The sequence below is a fragment of the Lactonifactor longoviformis DSM 17459 genome (genome assembly GCF_900129135.1).
Taxonomy (GTDB): domain Bacteria; phylum Bacillota; class Clostridia; order Lachnospirales; family Lachnospiraceae; genus Lactonifactor; species Lactonifactor longoviformis.
Genome location: NZ_FQVI01000027.1, coordinates 19,268 through 37,687 on the forward strand (window position 1 = coordinate 19,268; position 18,420 = coordinate 37,687).

The following is an 18,420-nucleotide window of genomic DNA, read 5'->3' on the forward strand; positions in this document are numbered from 1 at the left end:
AACTTATAAAAACATATTTTAAGGAGGTTTTAGCATGAATACCGCAGAACTGAAACAAATGGCAAATCATCTGAGAATGACAGCTGTGGACATGGTTTATAAAGGAAAGGACGGACATCCGGGACCAGCGCTGTCTATTGCAGACATCGTGGCAACTCTGTTCTTTGATGAGATGAGAATCGATCCCGCTAACCCGGACTGGGAAGACAGAGACCGTTTTATCTTATCCAAAGGACACGCCTGCCCTATCTACTATGCGGCCCTGTCTGAAAAAGGATACTTTGGAGACAAGATCGAAGATTTTAAGCTGAGAGCCCTGGGCAGCAAGTTCCAGGGACACCCGGTTATGAATAAAACCAAAGGGGTGGATATGACGTCCGGTTCCTTAGGAAATGGTATTTCCATTGCCGGGGGAATGGCCCTGGCCGGCAAATACAGAAAGAAAGACTACAATGTATTCGTCATCGCCGGAGACGGGGAGCTTCAGGAGGGCGTGTGCTGGGAGGGCATTAACTCCGCGGCAGGCCATAAGCTGGATAACCTCATTGTATTCGTAGACAAAAACGGCTGGCAGAGCGGGGGCTCCGTGGAGGAGACCATCGGTGCCAACAACATCAAAGAGCGTTTTGAGGCCTTCCAGTGGGATGCCCAGGAAATCGACGGCCATGATATTGACGCCATTAAGGCAGCCATCGCTAAAGCAAAGGCAGCCAAGGGAAAACCAAGCGTTATCGTGTGCGACTGTGTGAAAGGAAAAGGACTTTCTTTCATGGAAAATGACAATGCATGGCACAAAGGAGTGCCCACAGACGAACAGTACCAGCAGGCAGTGAAAGAATTAGGAGGTGCGAAATAATGGCAGAATTCAAGGGAACGAGAGAAGCCTTTGCTGCGGCACTCATCGATTTAGCAGCAAAAGATGACAAAATTATGTTTGTTTCACCTGACTCATTAAAAGCAATGCGTGCAACCAAATTCGCAGAGTTATATCCGGATCAGTACGTGGAGGTGGGAATCTCCGAGCAAAATGCAGTGGATACCGCCGCAGGGCTGGCAGCTGCAGGACTGACCCCCTTTGTGGGCACCTATGCAGGGTTTATGACCATGCGTGCCTGCGAGCAGATGCGTACCTTTGTAGCTTACCCGAACCTGAATGTAAAGTTTGTGGGAATCAACTCCGGCCTTTTGGGCGGGGAGAGGGAAGGGGTTACCCATCAGTTCTATGAAGACCTGGGCATCCTTTCCAACATACCAAACTACACCATTTTAACCCCGGCAGACGGTCCCCAGACCTACAAAGCTGTACAGATGGCGGCAGAGATTGACGGTCCGGTGTATGTAAGAGCAGGAAGCGGGAGAGAAGCAGATGTCTATGAGAAAGAAGCCTCTTTCTCACCGGACGGCATCACCATCTTAAGAGAGTACGGGGATGACACTCTGCTCTTATCCAGCGGATTTGTCCTGGACCGTGTACTGGCAGCCGCAGACCTGTTAAAAGAGCAGGGCGTGAACGTGACTGTAGGAGATATCAACATTTTATACGGAAAGAATCCAGAGAAGATCATCGAGGCTATTAAGAAGGCTAAGAAGATTGTGACTGTGGAGGACCACAATGTAAACGGAGGCATGGGAGCATACATAAGCAAGCTGGCAGTTGAGAACGCCCCGAAATTCGTAAAGCGCATGGGACTTACCACCTTCGGAGAGTCCGGTCCTGCCAAAGAACTGGCAGATTACTACGGATTTTCACCGGAGAATATCGCAAAGACTGTAAAAGAAAATTTATAATTCACAATCAGTAATACAATGACCTATAAGCGGCATACCGGTTCTCAAAACCGGTGTGCCAGAACAAAAGGAAAAGAGGAAGAGATCATGAGCAAAATCGTAGTAAGTGTAATCGGTGCCGGGGGAAAAATGGGAACCAGAACCAGCAACAACCTGGCAAAAAAGCCGGAGGATTTCGAACTGCTTCTGGTAGAAGCAACCGAGGCAGGAATCCAGAGTATTAAAGACAGGGGCTTTGAGCCTACTCCGGTAGAAGAGGCGCTGTCTAAAGCAGATGTAGTGGTGTTCGCAGTGCCGGATACTCTAATCGGAAAACTTTCCGCTATCTATGTACCCCAGTTAAAACCGGGAACCGGATTCATCATCTTGGACCCTGCAGCAGCAGTGGCAAGAGAGCTGACCTTAAGAGAGGACTGCACCTTTGGAGTAGCTCATCCCTGCCATCCCTCCTATTTCCTGGATCAGGATACCTTTGAAGCACGCCAGGACCGTTTCGGCGGCATGGGCGGAAAACAGGATATCGTAATGTCTAAGATTCAGGGAGACGATGACCGTTTTGCACAGTGCGTGGAAGTGGCAAAACAGATGTATGCGCCGGTAGAGCATGCATATGTGATGTCCTCTGAGCAGATTGCATTCTTAGAGCCTACCCTGGTAGAGCTTCTGGGAGCTACCTGCTTATATGCCATGGCAGAGACCGTGGAAGAAGCAGTAAAGAGAGGCATTCCGAAAGAAGCAGCAGTCTCCTTCCTGACCGGCCATATCTATAATCTGTCAGCTAACTTCCTGGGCTATATCCCCGGAAACCCACCGGTATCCGATGCGTGCAAAGTGGCCATCGGACTTGGAAACCGTCTGGTTATGAGAGAAAACTGGAAAGACATCTGGAAAGATGAGGTCCTGGACAAAGTAATCGCAACCATGCTGCATCCGGAAAATCCACAGATCTAATCCTGAAACCCGGTCCCGGCGCACACCTCCGGGAAGGTACGCCGGGGCATATGAAAAGTAAAACCATTTTGCCAAAAATAAAGAATTTTATCTTAATGTGGAAAGACTGCCATACTCAACTAATTCATGTATAGACAAAGCAAAGAAAAAGTTGACGAGGCGCTACGCGGGTGTTATATTTACATCATAACATACCATGTTACGACGTAAGGGTAAAGAGAGTAAGAGAAAGGATAAGATTAGTATGAAAATCGTTGTTTTAGACGGCTATACAGAGAATCCGGGAGATTTATCCTGGGGAGATATGGAAGCACTTGGGGAACTTACGGTTTATGACCGCACATCTCTGACAGATATGCAGGAAGTAATTGACAGGATTGGTGATGCAGAAGCGGTCATTACCAATAAGACTCCTCTTCCCAAAGAAGTATTCGACGCATGCCCGAATATAAAATATGTGGGTGTTCTGGCTACAGGATACAACGTAGTTGACGTTGACACTGCAAAAGCCAAAGGCATTCCGGTATGCAATATTCCTACCTATGGAACCGCAGCAGTAGGTCAGTTTGCCATTGCCCTGCTTCTGGAGATCTGCCATCACATCGGCCATCACGACAAGGCAGTCCATGAGGGACGCTGGGAGAGTAACCCGGACTGGTGCTTCTGGGACTATCCCCTTATTGAGCTGGCGGACAAAACTATGGGAATTATTGGTTTTGGAAGAATCGGCCAGGCAACCGGCCGTATTGCAAAAGCTCTGGGTATGAAAGTAATTGCCAACGACGAATATCCAAACGACAGCGGCAAGGAAATTGCAGAATATGTAAGCAGAGAAGAATTATTCGCCCAGGCTGACGTTATAGCCCTGCACTGCCCGCTGTTCCCATCTACACAGGGAATCATTAACAAAGAAAACATTGCCAAGATGAAAGACGGTGTTATCATTCTCAATAACTCCAGAGGTCCTCTTATCGTGGAGGAAGACTTAAGGGATGCGTTAAACAGCGGAAAAGTAGCGGCAGCGGGCCTGGATGTAGTATCCACAGAGCCCATTAAGGGAGATAACCCCCTTCTGCAGGCAAAGAACTGCATCATCACACCGCACATCTCCTGGGCTCCAAAGGAATCCAGACAGAGACTGATGGACATTGCTGTAGAAGACTTAAAAGCCTTCGTTGCCGGCAATCCAATCAATGTAGTGAATAAATAAAAGAAATACCCAATTAAGCCAAAAACAAAACATCAACCTAAAAAATAAGATTTATTCCCCCTAAAACCCCCAGGTACTGCCATACCCGGGGGTTTTTTCTGACATTTGCCGGAGCAGCAAAAAAGGACTGCCCTTACATAATAAGAGCAGTCCTCAACTTCGCTTTATATTATAATTTTTCTACATTAGCTGCCTGCATTCCGCGAGCGCCTTCTGTTAAATCATAAGATACAGCCTGGCCTTCTTCTAAGGATTTGAATCCGTCGCCATTGATTGCAGAGAAATGTACGAAAACGTCAGCTCCGTCTTCTCCAGTAATAAATCCATAACCTTTTTCCGCATTGAACCACTTAACAGTTCCTTTGTTCATGATGTTACCTCCATAAATATAAATAAATAATAGATAAAAATACTGGAAAATAAAAAATCCACCAGCTATTACAGATCATATTGTGTATAAATATAATCTCTAATAACTAGTGAATTACTTTACATCCAATAAATCCTTTGACACCATTAAGTATAGTCTGAAAACTGGAAAAAGTCAAGGAAAAAAATAAGAGTTTTGCAAAAAAAAGATCAAAAAGGAAAGGAGGGGACGGACGGTGAAAGTGACGCTGGGGCGGAGGGGAAGACAGGGGCCTGGGAGGACAGGAGGGTGCTGGGGAAGACACTCCAGTCGTTCACTGTCTCTAAGGCAAAAGCGGCATCCCCTGCGGAGCACCGTTCACACAGTCCAGGAATGCCTGAGATGCATTCCCGGCCAGTGATTCACTTTTTTTCGGCCTGGACTGCCGAAAAAATCTCCTCCGGGGATACCGCTTTTGCCTAAGAGACAGTAAAACTTCTTCCGAATCGTCTTCCCCAGCCCCCTCCTGTCCTCCCAGGCCCCTGTCTTCCCCTCCGCCCCAGCGTCACTTTCACCTGGTTATTAAAAAGTAATAGGCTGAATATCAAACCATGAGCTGTTTACTTCTGTGATTAAGCTGATAAAGTCAAACCCACACGTTTTTCGTGAATGTGAAGTGAGCCTTTACCAGGAATAGTTCCCCCGCGTTATTCCATCCGTCAGTAGTGCTTCGCTAGCAGTATTTCCGCTTTTCTTATTATTCGGTTTTAATATATGTATTGTAATACTACTTTTTTATTGTTGTGAGATAAGAATTAAAGTTGATTTCTTATATCAGATATGATATGATAAAAGTACATAATTAACTGTAATAATTAATAAAAAATATAAATATCTGAATTTTTTAAAGCGAATCTGGTATGATTCCAGAACGTAATCACTGTGTTGGGTATGATTTCCCTTAGTCAGAGGCTGTTCAGATATAGTTTAGTATATTTGTGGATGTAAAAACTGAATAGAAGAAAAAGCATCTGTAGATGGTATACTCTTGTCAAGTAGACAAGAAAATATCTAAAACAGATGTTTTTTATTTTAACAAATTAAAGAAAGGAAGGAGAGCAAAAGTATTTGTAACCAACTTATATTTATTTGAAAACGGGAGGTAATGAGATGAAGAAAACATTAAGGAAAAAAGTTGTCTGTCTTACCATGGTACTACTAGCTTTGCAAAATAGCATCCCTATTTCTGCTAAGGAAACAGAAAATAACACCGTAATCATAGACTATAGGAAGTCTGACACTGAAATTGAAAATAATAGTTTTGAAAAAGAACTGCCTCAGGAAATTCTGGAACAAGCAGATATCGTAACCACTACTGATTTAAAAGAACTAGAAGTTGCAGACAATATACTGTGCCAAGAGATAGCCTATTATGTACATGATGAATCATCACAAAGTAATGATCAATCCATTTTATACTATAATAACGGATTGCCTATGGCTACAGACATGGACTCCATAGACAGTGAGGCTAATATCTTTGCCGTATTCGTAGATGGTTCTAAAGAAATTTATTTTCAGTCCTTTTCATCTCAAGCTGATCAATATTTAGAGTCAATGATATGTGAGTCTTTACAGGAAGAAGAAAGCAATGAATTATCTCAAGATATACAGGTAAAAATAGTTAAAACATTGTTAAGCCATGAAATCGACGAGAGTACTTCTTTGATATTTGGTGAAGCTACTACTGATATTACAATTGTGAAATTAGGATTTTGCGATGAGACCCAGGAATATATGTATGATGTTATTGAAAACACAAGCGTTAATATGCAACCTACCATGGAGGCTTATATAGGTGCTGATGTACTTTTTTTAGAGACGGGGATCGATTTTAGTGGATTAAATGATATCTCAGATACTATAGGAGCTCAATCATTAGTTGCGTGGGGACCAGAATCTAATGAAGGTTTCTCCATTCCCGAGGTCTCTTTATCAGGATATTTTCCTGAAAACTCCTGGACTTTTTCGTCGGAAAGTGTTCATGTAGATGATTATTCAAGTACTTCTGATGCCATATTTAATACTAGAATCACTCCGCGACATAGCGATGTTGGTTCTGAATCGATTTGGGAAACCACATCAGGCGCACGTTTTGGGAGTAAATTCGAAGCCTATACGGCAAAATTTGATAATATAATTAGTTTGGGTTTGGGTGGTGGAATGATACAGGTTTATTTCCCATTGACAAGAGATATATCTGTAGAGAATAATACCATTGGCAGCGTCCCTTCTATTGATTCAATAGCAGAAATCCCGGAAGATAAAATTATTGATGCCATCCGGGCATCAGATGAAAAAGCATCAATAGAGAATTTATACACCGATGACCCGTATGAAATAGATGTAGAAAAACTTGCTAAAACGCTAATAGCTGATAAATATTATTCTTTTGGCAGTCTTGAACAGGCTAAATATTATGTCAGGCGTGTTAAGCTATTAAACCAATTTAGTGTGTATGATGCCAATGACAATGCTTCTTTTAATGCTTACAACTTTTTTTTAGATGAGGGAAATGGAAATAGAAAAAACGGTTACATTATTATACCAGCTGGTTTTAGATCGCCCATAGTTAAAGATTATCAAGTAGATAAGGTATTACCAGATAATGCTGAGCGAATTTATATCTTTGACTCAGTACTTATAATGAATGGGGACGACCAATATGCTGATCTAAACGGTAATGGAATAAGTGCAAATGAGTTTCTTGAACTAAAATCTAATACATATTCTCAATATCTAAAGATTACAGACCAAGAATTAAACGAGAATGATCTAATGAGAAAACAAACTGTAAGTCAAATTATATACTTGTTTTCCCCCGAGGCCGAAAAGTATTTAGGTGGCGATAAAAGTTATAAAGGGGAAACCTACGATGGCCAGGATGGGGCCGGTTATGGTGGAATCATTGATTGTGAGGCATATCTAGAAGATAGGTACGGTTGTTCAATCATTACCAGATCTGGGTTCAAAATATCGAGTTGTAAACCTTACACTCTTAATATACTTAGTGAGACAGATGATAATAATTGCACATTAGGAGCAATAACCCGATTATTGTGCTTCCATGTACGCTCAAACCAGCCTTTTTTAGAGCAAGATGAAATGCAGATGTATCCTAAAGTTAAAGAGGTTGCTGTCAATTATGGCTATACTACAGAACATGGAACTAATCCGCTTAAAATTAATAACATTATACAAGATACTGCAGCTAAATATGGCAGGGATATCAGATCTCACGGTAAATATATATGGAGTTATAAAAATGAGATAATGGATGAGCTGGAAAATTCACATATGGTTGTTATGAACATAGCTAGGGGATATTATGAGAATCACTCTGTAGCCATAGTAGGGTATTATGTTTACACAGTAATGCAGGGTACAGATATTTTATATTATCCTATGATAGCTGTATTTGATGGATGGGAGGAAAGTGTCCGTTACATTGATTATATAGATTTTGCATATAATTTTCTATATTCTGGGTTTGGATCTTTTAATACAGTCTACGGTTCCGATATTCATTAAATTAAAGTTATAGGGGGAGGGATTATAGATGTCTGTTCTGATACTTATTATTCTACTGGGAATTATTGTGTTTTTATTCTATAAGAAAAAATATAAGATTTTGGGAGTCATTGTTCTGTTTTGTGTATCCGTAGCAGGTATCGTGTTCGTTCGGAGTGAAGTTATTTGTATTCCGAATTCCAGCTATATTGAATTAAATAGTGGTGATGGGCAATTTAAAGTAAAGATCCCCTTTGAAATGCAGTTAAACTGGGGGCATGGAGCTACGCAAATTTTTTATGTTAAAAAGGAGATCGAAGAAATATATGATTTAGTAAAAGTAAATTATCCCACAGAATATCTCTCCGATTCTGACATAAGAATACGGACAAAGGATATTTATGTGACAATAAGTCTAATGGAAAAACATACCTTTAAAAATCTATATGCCGCCTCTTTGGAAATAATAACTCCGATGCATGGAGATGATTTTCCAGGATCTTTAATATCATTTCCAGCATACTATATACAGCGAAATGAGGGTGACAATGAGTATTATAATGATACAGATAATTCAATACTTGAGATGAACTGTACATATAGAGACATAAAGGACTACTATCAATATTTCTCCTATGTTACCTGGGAAGAGGATGTCTGTACAATTAAGTCTAATGACTCTGTCGTTAAGATGAGAATCAGCGATAATCAAGTAGAAATATTAAGTGTAGCACCTCTATAAAAAGCTATGATAAAACAGTTGAGTGGGGGCGCTAGCGAAGTTGTCAACTTAAGGCCGAAAGAGGTTGAATTTCAGGGCTGATGTAACTTTATTAAAGTAAATGCCATTTCTACTATGAATGTTATGTTATGCAAGTCCGGGTCTGGGGATGGTTGTTGTGGAAAACTTGTACTAAACGTGTTTTGTCAGAAGGCCAGGGATGGCAGTGCCAACTCCCGGCCTTTTGGCATCCTTATTTCTATCTGTCACAAAAAGATGACATAAGGTTCCCCTCGTTTGGAGGAATCCGATATCATCCTGTGTCAGCTTATCAAAAGATGTTCTTTTGGGCGGATATACCGTATGAATTCATGGTTGCTCTTAGCAGAGCTTTTCTGACCTGGTTCTGAGCATAGTAGTAAAAAAATCGTTTCTTCAGATTTCCCTGTCGGTCATATTCGATTTCCTTAGGGTTTGAGAACTTGCTTCCGCTATCCGTGAGGATTAGCGGCATAATGAACATGAAAAAATTCAGGGTTTGAACAGATAGGGGTGAGGGATTGCATCCTTAAGATGGTTTGCAATCCTGCCTGGACTTATTCCTGCCTCAGTAACCGTGCTATTCTATACAATAAAGTATACCCCAAAGGGCATCCCGTGATGCATGCCCTGCGGGCGGGCGTACGTTCCGTACGTCAAAGTATAATTTGACGAAAGAAAATGGGTATGATACTATTAAAATCAAGATATGATCTGTAAATATCGATGTATTTAAAAGGAGAAAAGATATGAGTATCTTAATCAAGAATGGACGTGTTCTGGATCCGGACACCCAGACGGATAAAGTATGTGATGTTTTTATACAGGATGACAAGATAAAAGAAGTCGGCGAAAAGCTGAAAGTAAAGGCAGCCAGGGTGATTGACGCGAAAGGCTGTTTTGTTATGCCCGGATTGATAGATATACATGTGCATTTGAGAGATCCCGGGCTGGAATATAAGGAAGACATTCTTACCGGGGCGCGGGCAGCGGCGAGAGGGGGATTTACCACAATCTTGGCCATGCCCAATACGAAGCCTGTGATTGACCGGCCGGACCGGGTGCGTTATGTTCACAAAAAGGCGGAACAGCTGGCGCCTATCCATGTTCTTCAAGTGGGTGCTATCACCATGGGACAAAAGGGCGAGGAGCTGGCAGATATCAGGGGCATGGTGGAGGAGGGAATTCCTGCCATCAGTGAAGACGGAAAGTCAGTAATGAATGCGCAGTTATATAAGGAAGCAATGGAAATAGCAGCAGCCTGCGGCATACCGGTTCTGGCTCACTGTGAAGACATTAATATGGTGAACGGCGGCTGCATGAATGCGGATGAAAAAGCCAGGGAACTGGGACTACCGGGGATTACCAATTCTGTGGAGAACGTAATCATAGCGAGAGATATTCTGCTGGCGAGAGATACCGGGGCAAAACTCCATCTCTGCCACTGTTCCACGGGGGAAAGTGTGAAGATGGTAGAGATGGCCAAAGAGGACGGAATCCACGTAACTGCGGAGGTATGCCCTCACCATTTTACCCTTTCTACCGATGACATCAAAGAGAATGATGCCAACTATAAAATGAATCCTCCTCTTCGGACAAAAGAGGATGTAGAGGCTTTAAAAGAGGGGCTGAAGAATAATATTATGGATGTGATCAGTACCGATCATGCACCTCACAGCAAGGAAGAAAAGAGCCAGTCTATGAAAAAAGCTCCTTTTGGGATAGTAGGGCTTGAAACATCGGTAGCACTTACCATCAGTGAACTGGTGGAGCCGGGGATTTTGACGCCTATGCAGATGGCGGAAAAGATGAGCTATAATCCGGCGCAGGTGATCGGCAGTGAGCGGGGCTCTCTTGCAGTGGGCAAACCTGCGGATGTTGTGATTATAGACCCAAAGGCGGAATATATCATTGATGCCAGAAAGTTTGATTCTAAAGGTAAGAATACGCCGTTTCACGGACGTAAGGTTACCGGAAAAGTGAAAATGACAATCTGTGACGGACAAATCGTTTATCAGGATTAAAAATGAATCGGAAGCATGATAATATGGAGGAATACAGATGATTAACAAGCTGGTAGTAAAAATACAGAAGACAAACGCGCCGATTGTAGTGGGATTGGATCCTATGCTGAACTACATTCCGGCTCATATTCAGAAGAAGGCATTCCAGGAATACGGAGAGACTTTGGAGGGTGCAGCAGAGGCGGTCTGGCAGTTTAACAAAGAGATTGTTGATAAGACCTATGATATAATTCCTGCAGTAAAGCCTCAGATTGCTATGTACGAGCAATTTGGAATTCCAGGAATGACTGCTTTTAAAAAGACAGTAGATTACTGTAGAGAAAAGGATCTGGTAGTGATTGGAGATATAAAACGCGGTGATATCGGATCAACCTCCGCTGCATATGCAGTGGGCCATCTGGGAAAAGTAAAAGTGGGTGACAAGACCTATGCGGGCTTTGACGAGGATTTTGCAACGCTGAATCCTTATATGGGAGCAGACAGCATCCAACCATTTATAGAGGTATGCAGAGAGGAAAACAAGGGAATCTTCGTGCTTGTAAAGACTTCCAATCCCTCCAGCGGAGATTTCCAGGATCAGCTGGTGAGCGGAAGACCACTGTATGAACTGGTGGGCGAAAAGGTGGCAGAGTGGGGAGAAACCCATATGGGAGATACCTACAGTTATGTAGGTGCAGTCGTAGGCGCCACCTATCCGGAGATGGGAAAGATTCTGAGGAAGATTATGCCGAAGGCATATATCTTGGTGCCGGGCTATGGAGCACAGGGCGGGCAGGGAAAGGATCTGGTTCATTTCTTCAATAAAGATGGACTGGGAGCGATTGTAAATTCCTCCAGGGGCATTATCGCATCCTACAAACAAGAAAAATATGCGAAATTCGGACCTGAAAATTTTGGTGATTCCGCACGCCAGGCAGCACTAGACATGATAGAGGATATCAGCAGTGCCCTGGAAAGATAAGAGAACAGGAGAAACGCATATGTCAAAGAAAACAAATGAGATGAGTCAGATACTCAGCCAGGAGAAACTCGCCAGTGATGTATACAGCATGTGGCTGAGGACCGAAGAGATTGCGAAAGAAGCAAGCCCCGGACAGTTTGTCTCCGTATACAGCCGTGATGGGAGCCGGGTGCTGCCCAGACCCATCAGTATATGTGAAGTCAGTGAAGATAAAAGAAGTCTGCGGCTGGTATACCGGGTAGTGGGAAAAGGAACGGAAGAGTTTTCAATGCTGAAGGCGGGAGACAGGCTCTCCATTCTTGGCCCTCTGGGCAATGGATTTCCTCTGGAGCGTGCTGCCGGAAAAAGAGTCTTCCTTATGGGGGGCGGGATAGGAATTCCCCCTATGGTAGAAACGGCAAAGGCACTGGACGGGGACAAGCATATCATTGCAGGTTACCGGGATGAACTTTTTCTCCAGGAGGAACTGAAGAGATACGGCAGGGTCTATACGGCTACCGAGGACGGAAGCGCCGGCACGCCGGGAAATGTTCTGGATGCCATGATGGCCAATGGATTGACAAAGGAAGAGGGCCGGGAGCCGGAGATTATCTTTGCCTGTGGACCGGCACCAATGCTCAGGGCCATCAAAGCCTATGCGCAGGAGATGGAGATTGAGTGCTGGATCTCCATGGAAGAAAGAATGGCCTGTGGTGTGGGAGCCTGCCTGGCCTGTGTCTGCCAGTCAAAAGAGATAGACGAACACTCAAAAGTGCATAATAAGAGAGTCTGCAAAGACGGCCCTGTCTTCTTAAGCACGGAGGTAGAATTATGATAAATACAAAAGTAAGCCTGGCCGGCGTAGAGCTTAAGAATCCGGTGATGACAGCCTCGGGCACCTTTGGATCCGGTGTGGAGTACAGCGAACTAATTGATTTGAACCGTTTAGGGGCGGTAGTGACAAAGGGAGTGGCCAGCACGCCCTGGACCGGGAATCCCACCCCCAGAATCGCTGAGACTTACGGAGGCATGATTAATGCGATTGGTCTTCAGAACCCGGGGATGAAGGTGTTTTGTGAACGAGATCTTCCTTTTCTGGAAAAGTTTGATACCAAAGTAATTGTAAATGTCTGCGGAAAGACAAAAGAAGAGTACTGCCGGGTGGTTGACCGCCTTTCCGACGAAAACATAGATATGCTGGAGATCAATATTTCCTGTCCAAATGTGAAGGAAGGAGGCATTGCCTTCGGACAGGATCCCTTTGCCGTGGAAGAGATTACCGCGGCTGTGAAAAAGTATGCCAGACAGCCCGTAATTATGAAGCTGAGTCCTAATGTTGCGGACATTACGGAGATGGCAAGAGCTGCTGAGTGCGGAGGTGCAGATGTACTGTCGCTGATCAATACACTCACAGGAATGAAGATTGATATTAATAAAAGAACCTTTGCAGTTGCCAACCGTACGGGGGGACTTTCCGGACCGTGTGTAAAGCCGGTGGCGGTGCGCATGGTATATCAGGTGGCCAACACGGTAAAACTTCCCATTATCGGTATGGGTGGGATCGCCACGGCTGAGGATGCCCTGGAATTTATTCTGGCAGGGGCTACCGCTGTGTCAGTGGGCACTGCAAACTTTTTTAATCCCCGGGCTACACTGGATGTGATTGAAGGGATAGAGTCTTATATGCAGAAAAATAAAATTCAGGATATCCAAGAACTGATAGGTGTGGTAAAATAATACAGGAATAGCACACGGACGAGAGCCCCAGCTATTCTGCTGCAGATAAAAAGCAGGGCATAAAGATCGATTCGGGAGGACTCACATGGAAGCATATAAGCAGGAATTTATTGGATTTATGGTAGATTGTCAGGTGTTGAAATTTGGGGATTTCGTTACAAAAAGCGGAAGAAAGACACCATTTTTTGTCAACACTGGTTTTTATAGAACAGGGGCGCAGCTTCGCAGACTGGGGCAGTATTATGCAAAAGCCATTCATGACGCCTACGGACTGGACTTTGACGTATTATTCGGACCGGCTTATAAGGGGATCCCTCTGACTGTGGCAGCAACTATGGCAATCAGCGAACTGTACGACAGAGATATCCGGTACTGTTCCAACCGGAAAGAAGTGAAAGACCATGGAGATAAAGGTATATTGCTGGGAAGCCCCATTCAGGATAAGGATCGGGTGGTGATCATCGAGGATGTAACCACAGCCGGAACCTCCATACAGGAAACTCTGCCCATTATCAGGGCGCAGGGGGATGTAACACCTGTAGGCTTGGTGGTTTCCGTGGACCGCATGGAACGGGGACAAGGTACCAAAAGTGCATTAAAAGAAATTGAAGAAAAATACGGACTGCAGACCACAGCCATTGTTACCATGGCAGAAGTGGTAGAACACTTATACAATAGAGAATACCAAGGAAGAGTAGTAATTGACGACGCAATGAAAGAAGCCATCGACAGATACTATGAACAGTATGGTGCCGAGTAAAGAAAGGAAAGTGTTCGCAATGAGTGAAAAGATATACAAAATGGTGTCAAGGGCAGGTGTATGGAATCTTGTCCTGGGTATTATAGTATTAGTAACAGGGATTGCTGCGGGAACGATGTTAATCATAAACGGCGGCAAATTGATAAAACAAAAATACGAGATCATGATTTAACATCTATAGAGAAAAGTCACACGCGGACCGTGTGACTTTTTAAACTGTCTGGAATGAGGAATGAAAAATTGAAGAAAGAAACAAAACGGCGAATAAAAAGGATAGGTACGATCCTGTTTGTGCTGTATATTCTTGTTCTCATCTACTTCCTGTTTTTTTCTGAGGGATTTGGCAGAGGACAAGGGGCAGAGAGAGTATACCGATATAATCTCACCCCGTTAAAAGAGATCAGAAGGTTTTGGGTTTACCGGGAACAATTAGGGTTTGTAGCTGTTTTTACCAATTTGGTGGGCAATGTAGTCGGATTCGTCCCATTTGGCCTGATTCTTCCTGTGATAAACCGCAATACCAGAAACTTGTTCTTTATCGGATTTGCCGGATTTGCCTTGAGCCTTTGTGTGGAATGCATCCAGCTGGTTGGAAAGGTAGGAAGCTTTGATGTGGATGACATGATCCTGAATACGGCCGGAGCAGTACTGGGATATTTGATATTTGCAGTTTTCCACGGGATTTATAAGATAAAGTTTGAACACAAGCGCAGGAAAAGGAGATGAGAAGGTGGGAAAAAGATATAAATACACATTTGCCAGGAAGAAACAGTCAGAGGGGGGGATTACCTCTTCGGTTATGGCATTGATCTCTGTCCTTCTGTTTCTCACAGGGGCAGTTCTTTCCTTCGCCTTTCAGGGAAAGGGCGGCCTGTATCTGGGAGCTATGGGACTGGTGGCCATAGGCGTATCAGTCTATGGATTTATCATTGGATTAAAAAGCTTCTCCATAGAGAACCGGGCATATACCTACAGCAAGGTAGGGGCGATAGCCAACGGTGTTCTGATGGTGGGCTGGCTGGGATTATTTTTGATAGGAGTGTAGATGGATGGACGACAGGCTGATAAAACAGATGGATTTTATTCTGGAAGTAGACAAAATTAAGAACATTACCAGGCAGACATATTTGTCTGACGGGAAAAGAAAAGAAAATGATGCGGAGCATTCCTGGCATCTGGCTCTTATGGCAGTGCTTCTCAGGGAACACGCCAACGAAGAGCTGGATCTGGTGAAGGTGATGACTATGGTGCTGATCCACGATATCGTAGAGATCGATGCGGGGGATACGTATGCATATGACGATGCCGGCAATACTACAAAAAGAGAACGGGAAGTGCGGGCGGCGAACCGGATTTTCGGCCTCCTTCCGGAGGATCAGGGAGATATGTGTAAGGAACTTTGGGAAGAATTTGAGCTTGCAAAGACCCCTGAGGCAAAGTTTGCCCATACCCTGGATAATTTTCAGCCGCTGATGCTTAACAATGCTGCGGACGGAAAGTCGTGGAGAGAACATGAGGTAAAGAAATCTCAGGTTATGAAGCGAAATGAACACACAGGGGAGGGGTCCAGAGTCATCCGTTCTTATATGCAGCAGCTGATCGATAAAAATGTGGAGTGTGGGAATTTAAAAAATGAGTAAAGAAGAGATGATTGACGAGCGTTACCAGCTGGTAACCGGACGCATCGGAGAAATTCATAGGGAGGAATCTGTGCCGGAACCTTTCAGGGAGTATTTCCGGAAGACCGCAGGATTTATTGGTCTTACAGCCCAGGTTCTGGAAAAAATGCTGAGCGGCTGGGCAGAGACTGCGGCAAAAGAGGAATTGAAGGAATGGAATGACAGGCTGTACGAAGACATATTGCCGGCCAACTATGGGACCTCCTATGGGAATCCGGCATATGCGGTCTCTGTTCTCGGAGAAGAGTATGGGCAGCTGCTCAGCTTTTTATATACAGAGATCAGAGGTCTGATTGTGTATGCTTATGAGAAAAGAAAATGGGATTTTACGGTAGCCGCAGAGCTTTTCGCAGAAATCTACACTATGTTTCAGGAGGAGATTCCGAAAGCAGAAACTCTAAGGGAGACCCTGTACTGGTATATAAGCGACTACAGTGATGAGATGGCGGCTTATCGGGTGCGCGAATCACTGGATCCTTCTCTTTCGTTCGCCAGAGATATCATTATGGAAGAGGACCTCAGCGATGAGAGGTATCTTTATCTGTTCGGCGAGTATATTTCAGATAATATCTGTCGGGTGTCTGCCTTTTTAAATACGCTGTCCCAGGAGGAAATTGATGCAATGGCGTCAACTTATACAGAGGGATACAGGATTGGCTTTGAGACAACCGGGAAGGATATCAAAAAGAAGAAGACTGTAAATATACGCTATCAGCTGGGATTTGAAAGGATGATAAGGGCGGCCGTTCTTCAGTTTGAAAAAATGGGACTGCAGCCGGTGATCTACCGGGCGGCAAGCCACGCAGTCAATAAGAGACAGCACCTGCGCATCGGCTATTATGGTGCAGTTCCCAATAAGCAGTATGATTACGATCACAGGGGGGACGCCGCTCTGTATCTGGATCAGGAATTTGTGCAGAGAAAGCTCAGAGTGATGCAGGTGGCATATGAAAAAATGAAGGAACTGGCCGCTGTGCACGGGGGGCCTGCGGTGGTGGAGGTGTTCGGGGAGGAGCCGTTTGTACCTATGTCCTGTCCTCAGGCCATGCAGCTCTCTAAAGCCCAGCAAAAGCTTCAGGTAACCTATGACAGTGAAGCAGGCCAAATTACAAACCGCTATATCAAAGGAGAAGAGAGAAGCTTTACAATTATTGCCTACCCCGTACCTGAGATAGGAGAGGACTTTCCGGATATTTTCCGTGAGACGGTAAAGATTAATACCCTGGATTATAAGCTCTATCAGCAGATTCAGCAGAGGATTATTGATGCTCTGGACACCGGAGACAGGGTTCATATTAAGGGACAAGGCGGCAATCAGACAGACTTGACCATTGCCCTGCATCCTTTGGCAGACCCAAAGAGACAGACAAACTTTGAAAACTGCGTGGCGGATGTGAATATTCCGGTGGGGGAGGTCTTTACCTCGCCTCTGTTAAAGGGAACCCGGGGAATCCTTCACGTAAGCCAGGTATACCTGAATGAGCTCTGCTACAGGGATTTGAAGATTACATTCCAAGACGGCAGGATTTCAGACTATTCCTGTAAAAACTTTGACTCAGAGGAAGAAAATAAAAAGTATATCTTTGAGAATCTGCTCTTTCATCATGATACACTCCCTATGGGGGAATTTGCCATTGGCACGAATACAACTGCCTATGTTATGGCCAGGAAGTATGGAATTGAAGGAAAACTTCCTATTCTGATTGCTGAGAAGATGGGCCCGCATTTTGCTGTGGGAGACACCTGCTACAGCTGGGCGGAGGATACCCCGGTATACAATCCGGATGGGAAGGAAATCATTGCCAGGGACAATGAGGTATCCATTCTCCGCAGGGAGGACATTTCCAAAGCATATCTGGGATGTCATACAGATATTACGATACCCTATGATGAATTAGAGTCTGTTGCCGTCATAATGCCGGACGGGCGAGAGACAGCAGTGATCCGGGATGGTAGATTTGTCCTTCCGGGCACAGAGGAGCTGAACCGGCCGTTTGAGGGCGGAATTCACATTGACAAGAATTACAAGTCTTAGTAAAATTGATAAAGGTAATATGGCTGCTCTTGTTTTTATCTGGCAGCATATGATAAAGATTAATCAAAAGAAAAAAGGAGAATGACAATGGCTAAAGTTGGAATTGTTATGGGTAGTGACTCTGATATGCCTGTTATGAGCAAGGCGGCAGATATGCTGGAAAAGCTGGGGATTGATTATGAGATGAAGATAATCTCTGCTCACAGAGAACCGGACGTATTCTTTGAATATGCAAAAACAGCAGAAGAAAAAGGATTCAAGGTAATTATAGCAGGTGCAGGCATGGCGGCTCATCTGCCGGGTATGTGCGCAGCAATTTTCCCGATGCCGGTCATTGGAATTCCTATGCATACAACCTCTCTGGGTGGAAGGGATTCCCTCTACTCTATTGTTCAGATGCCTTCAGGCATACCTGTAGCAACGGTTGCAATCAACGGCGGTGCCAACGCCGGAATACTGGCAGCCAAGATTCTGGCCACCTCAGATCCTGAGCTTTTGGCAAGACTGAAAGCATACACGGAAGAGTTAAAAGAGCAGGTGGTTGCCAAAGATGAAAAGCTGCAGGCTGTAGGCTATAAAAATTATACAAAGTAAGAAGCATCCAGTAAGATACGGAG

Annotated in this window: 19 protein-coding genes; 18 read left to right on the forward strand and 1 reads right to left on the reverse strand. The window is 44.2% G+C overall.

Features of this window, described 5'->3' with window-relative positions:
• Window positions 1-34 precede the first annotated feature (34 nt).
• The 4 genes from BUA56_RS18300 (at window position 35) to BUA56_RS18315 (ending at window position 3,949) form a co-directional block, all read left to right on the forward strand.
• Window positions 35-856 carry a transketolase gene (locus tag BUA56_RS18300; RefSeq protein WP_072854225.1) on the forward strand — a complete coding sequence of 274 codons (822 nt, stop codon included), beginning with the start codon at window positions 35-37 and terminating at the stop codon, window positions 854-856.
• A complete protein-coding gene (locus BUA56_RS18305; protein WP_072854226.1) occupies window positions 856-1,788 on the forward strand; it encodes a transketolase family protein in 933 nt (310 codons plus the stop codon). Before BUA56_RS18300 ends, BUA56_RS18305 begins: the two co-directional genes overlap by 1 nt.
• Window positions 1,789-1,875: 87 nt before the next feature.
• Window positions 1,876-2,739, forward strand: a complete 864-nt coding sequence (locus BUA56_RS18310) for a phosphogluconate dehydrogenase C-terminal domain-containing protein (RefSeq protein WP_072854264.1) — start codon at window positions 1,876-1,878, stop codon at window positions 2,737-2,739.
• Between the two features lie 244 nt (window positions 2,740-2,983).
• A complete protein-coding gene (locus BUA56_RS18315) occupies window positions 2,984-3,949 on the forward strand; it encodes a D-2-hydroxyacid dehydrogenase (protein ID WP_072854227.1) in 966 nt (321 codons plus the stop codon).
• A gap of 169 nt (window positions 3,950-4,118) precedes the next feature.
• Here BUA56_RS18315 and BUA56_RS18320 read toward each other — a convergent pair whose 3' ends face one another.
• On the reverse strand, window positions 4,119-4,319 hold the full coding sequence (locus BUA56_RS18320) for a cold-shock protein (RefSeq protein ID WP_072854228.1): 201 nt from the start codon (window positions 4,317-4,319) through the stop codon (window positions 4,119-4,121).
• Between the two features lie 195 nt (window positions 4,320-4,514).
• Here BUA56_RS18320 and BUA56_RS18325 point away from each other — a divergent pair, with 195 nt between their 5' ends.
• The 14 genes from BUA56_RS18325 (at window position 4,515) to purE (ending at window position 18,397) form a co-directional block, all read left to right on the forward strand.
• Window positions 4,515-4,781 carry a hypothetical protein gene (locus BUA56_RS18325; RefSeq protein ID WP_072854229.1) on the forward strand — a complete coding sequence of 89 codons (267 nt, stop codon included), beginning with the start codon at window positions 4,515-4,517 and terminating at the stop codon, window positions 4,779-4,781.
• A 687-nt stretch (window positions 4,782-5,468) separates the two neighbouring features.
• Window positions 5,469-7,889, forward strand: a complete 2,421-nt coding sequence (locus BUA56_RS18330) for a hypothetical protein (protein ID WP_072854230.1) — start codon at window positions 5,469-5,471, stop codon at window positions 7,887-7,889.
• 28 nt (window positions 7,890-7,917) lie between these two features.
• Window positions 7,918-8,610 (forward strand): hypothetical protein, encoded by a 693-nt coding sequence (locus BUA56_RS18335; protein WP_072854231.1) that lies wholly within the window; start codon window positions 7,918-7,920, stop codon window positions 8,608-8,610.
• Between the two features lie 767 nt (window positions 8,611-9,377).
• Window positions 9,378-10,652, forward strand: a complete 1,275-nt coding sequence (locus BUA56_RS18340) for a dihydroorotase (RefSeq protein WP_072854232.1) — start codon at window positions 9,378-9,380, stop codon at window positions 10,650-10,652.
• A gap of 37 nt (window positions 10,653-10,689) precedes the next feature.
• Window positions 10,690-11,613 (forward strand): orotidine-5'-phosphate decarboxylase, encoded by a 924-nt coding sequence (pyrF, locus tag BUA56_RS18345; RefSeq protein ID WP_072854233.1) that lies wholly within the window; start codon window positions 10,690-10,692, stop codon window positions 11,611-11,613.
• Between the two features lie 19 nt (window positions 11,614-11,632).
• Window positions 11,633-12,427, forward strand: a complete 795-nt coding sequence (locus tag BUA56_RS18350; protein ID WP_072854234.1) for a dihydroorotate dehydrogenase electron transfer subunit — start codon at window positions 11,633-11,635, stop codon at window positions 12,425-12,427.
• Window positions 12,427-13,329, forward strand: a complete 903-nt coding sequence (locus tag BUA56_RS18355; protein ID WP_347563305.1) for a dihydroorotate dehydrogenase — start codon at window positions 12,427-12,429, stop codon at window positions 13,327-13,329. Before BUA56_RS18350 ends, BUA56_RS18355 begins: the two co-directional genes overlap by 1 nt.
• An 85-nt stretch (window positions 13,330-13,414) precedes the next feature.
• A complete protein-coding gene (gene pyrE, locus BUA56_RS18360) occupies window positions 13,415-14,089 on the forward strand; it encodes an orotate phosphoribosyltransferase (protein ID WP_072854236.1) in 675 nt (224 codons plus the stop codon).
• Between the two features lie 19 nt (window positions 14,090-14,108).
• Entirely contained in the window at window positions 14,109-14,261 is a 153-nt protein-coding gene (locus BUA56_RS23230) for a hypothetical protein (protein WP_167594282.1), read from the forward strand.
• A 68-nt stretch (window positions 14,262-14,329) separates the two neighbouring features.
• Entirely contained in the window at window positions 14,330-14,815 is a 486-nt protein-coding gene (locus BUA56_RS18365; protein WP_072854237.1) for a VanZ family protein, read from the forward strand.
• Window positions 14,816-14,819: 4 nt separating this feature from the next.
• On the forward strand, window positions 14,820-15,134 hold the full coding sequence (locus tag BUA56_RS18370; RefSeq protein ID WP_072854238.1) for a hypothetical protein: 315 nt from the start codon (window positions 14,820-14,822) through the stop codon (window positions 15,132-15,134).
• A gap of 4 nt (window positions 15,135-15,138) precedes the next feature.
• Window positions 15,139-15,729, forward strand: coding sequence for an HD domain-containing protein (locus BUA56_RS18375; RefSeq protein ID WP_072854239.1), 591 nt, complete (start codon window positions 15,139-15,141; stop codon window positions 15,727-15,729).
• The gene (locus BUA56_RS18380) at window positions 15,722-17,803 is read left to right on the forward strand and encodes an aminopeptidase (RefSeq protein ID WP_242946794.1); all 2,082 of its coding nucleotides are present in this window, start codon (window positions 15,722-15,724) and stop codon (window positions 17,801-17,803) included. Before BUA56_RS18375 ends, BUA56_RS18380 begins: the two co-directional genes overlap by 8 nt.
• Before the next feature lie 87 nt (window positions 17,804-17,890).
• Window positions 17,891-18,397, forward strand: coding sequence for a 5-(carboxyamino)imidazole ribonucleotide mutase (purE, locus tag BUA56_RS18385; protein ID WP_072854240.1), 507 nt, complete (start codon window positions 17,891-17,893; stop codon window positions 18,395-18,397).
• Window positions 18,398-18,420: the final 23 nt, after the last annotated feature.

Excerpts from the sequence above, each read along its gene's own strand:
- BUA56_RS18310 (WP_072854264.1), top strand. The coding sequence starts at position 1,876 with ATGAGCAAAATCGTAGTAAGTGTAATCGGTGCCGGGGGAAAAATGGGA.
- pyrE (WP_072854236.1), top strand. The coding sequence starts at position 13,415 with ATGGAAGCATATAAGCAGGAATTTATTGGATTTATGGTAGATTGTCAG.
- pyrF (WP_072854233.1), top strand. The coding sequence starts at position 10,690 with ATGATTAACAAGCTGGTAGTAAAAATACAGAAGACAAACGCGCCGATT.
- BUA56_RS18300 (WP_072854225.1), top strand. The coding sequence starts at position 35 with ATGAATACCGCAGAACTGAAACAAATGGCAAATCATCTGAGAATGACA.
- BUA56_RS18335 (WP_072854231.1), top strand. The coding sequence starts at position 7,918 with ATGTCTGTTCTGATACTTATTATTCTACTGGGAATTATTGTGTTTTTA.
- BUA56_RS18305 (WP_072854226.1), top strand. The coding sequence starts at position 856 with ATGGCAGAATTCAAGGGAACGAGAGAAGCCTTTGCTGCGGCACTCATC.
- BUA56_RS18320 (WP_072854228.1), bottom strand. The coding sequence starts at position 4,319 with ATGAACAAAGGAACTGTTAAGTGGTTCAATGCGGAAAAAGGTTATGGA.
- BUA56_RS18315 (WP_072854227.1), top strand. The coding sequence starts at position 2,984 with ATGAAAATCGTTGTTTTAGACGGCTATACAGAGAATCCGGGAGATTTA.
- BUA56_RS23230 (WP_167594282.1), top strand. The coding sequence starts at position 14,109 with ATGAGTGAAAAGATATACAAAATGGTGTCAAGGGCAGGTGTATGGAAT.
- BUA56_RS18375 (WP_072854239.1), top strand. The coding sequence starts at position 15,139 with ATGGACGACAGGCTGATAAAACAGATGGATTTTATTCTGGAAGTAGAC.
- BUA56_RS18350 (WP_072854234.1), top strand. The coding sequence starts at position 11,633 with ATGTCAAAGAAAACAAATGAGATGAGTCAGATACTCAGCCAGGAGAAA.
- BUA56_RS18340 (WP_072854232.1), top strand. The coding sequence starts at position 9,378 with ATGAGTATCTTAATCAAGAATGGACGTGTTCTGGATCCGGACACCCAG.
- BUA56_RS18330 (WP_072854230.1), top strand. The coding sequence starts at position 5,469 with ATGAAGAAAACATTAAGGAAAAAAGTTGTCTGTCTTACCATGGTACTA.
- purE (WP_072854240.1), top strand. The coding sequence starts at position 17,891 with ATGGCTAAAGTTGGAATTGTTATGGGTAGTGACTCTGATATGCCTGTT.
- BUA56_RS18380 (WP_242946794.1), top strand. The coding sequence starts at position 15,722 with ATGAGTAAAGAAGAGATGATTGACGAGCGTTACCAGCTGGTAACCGGA.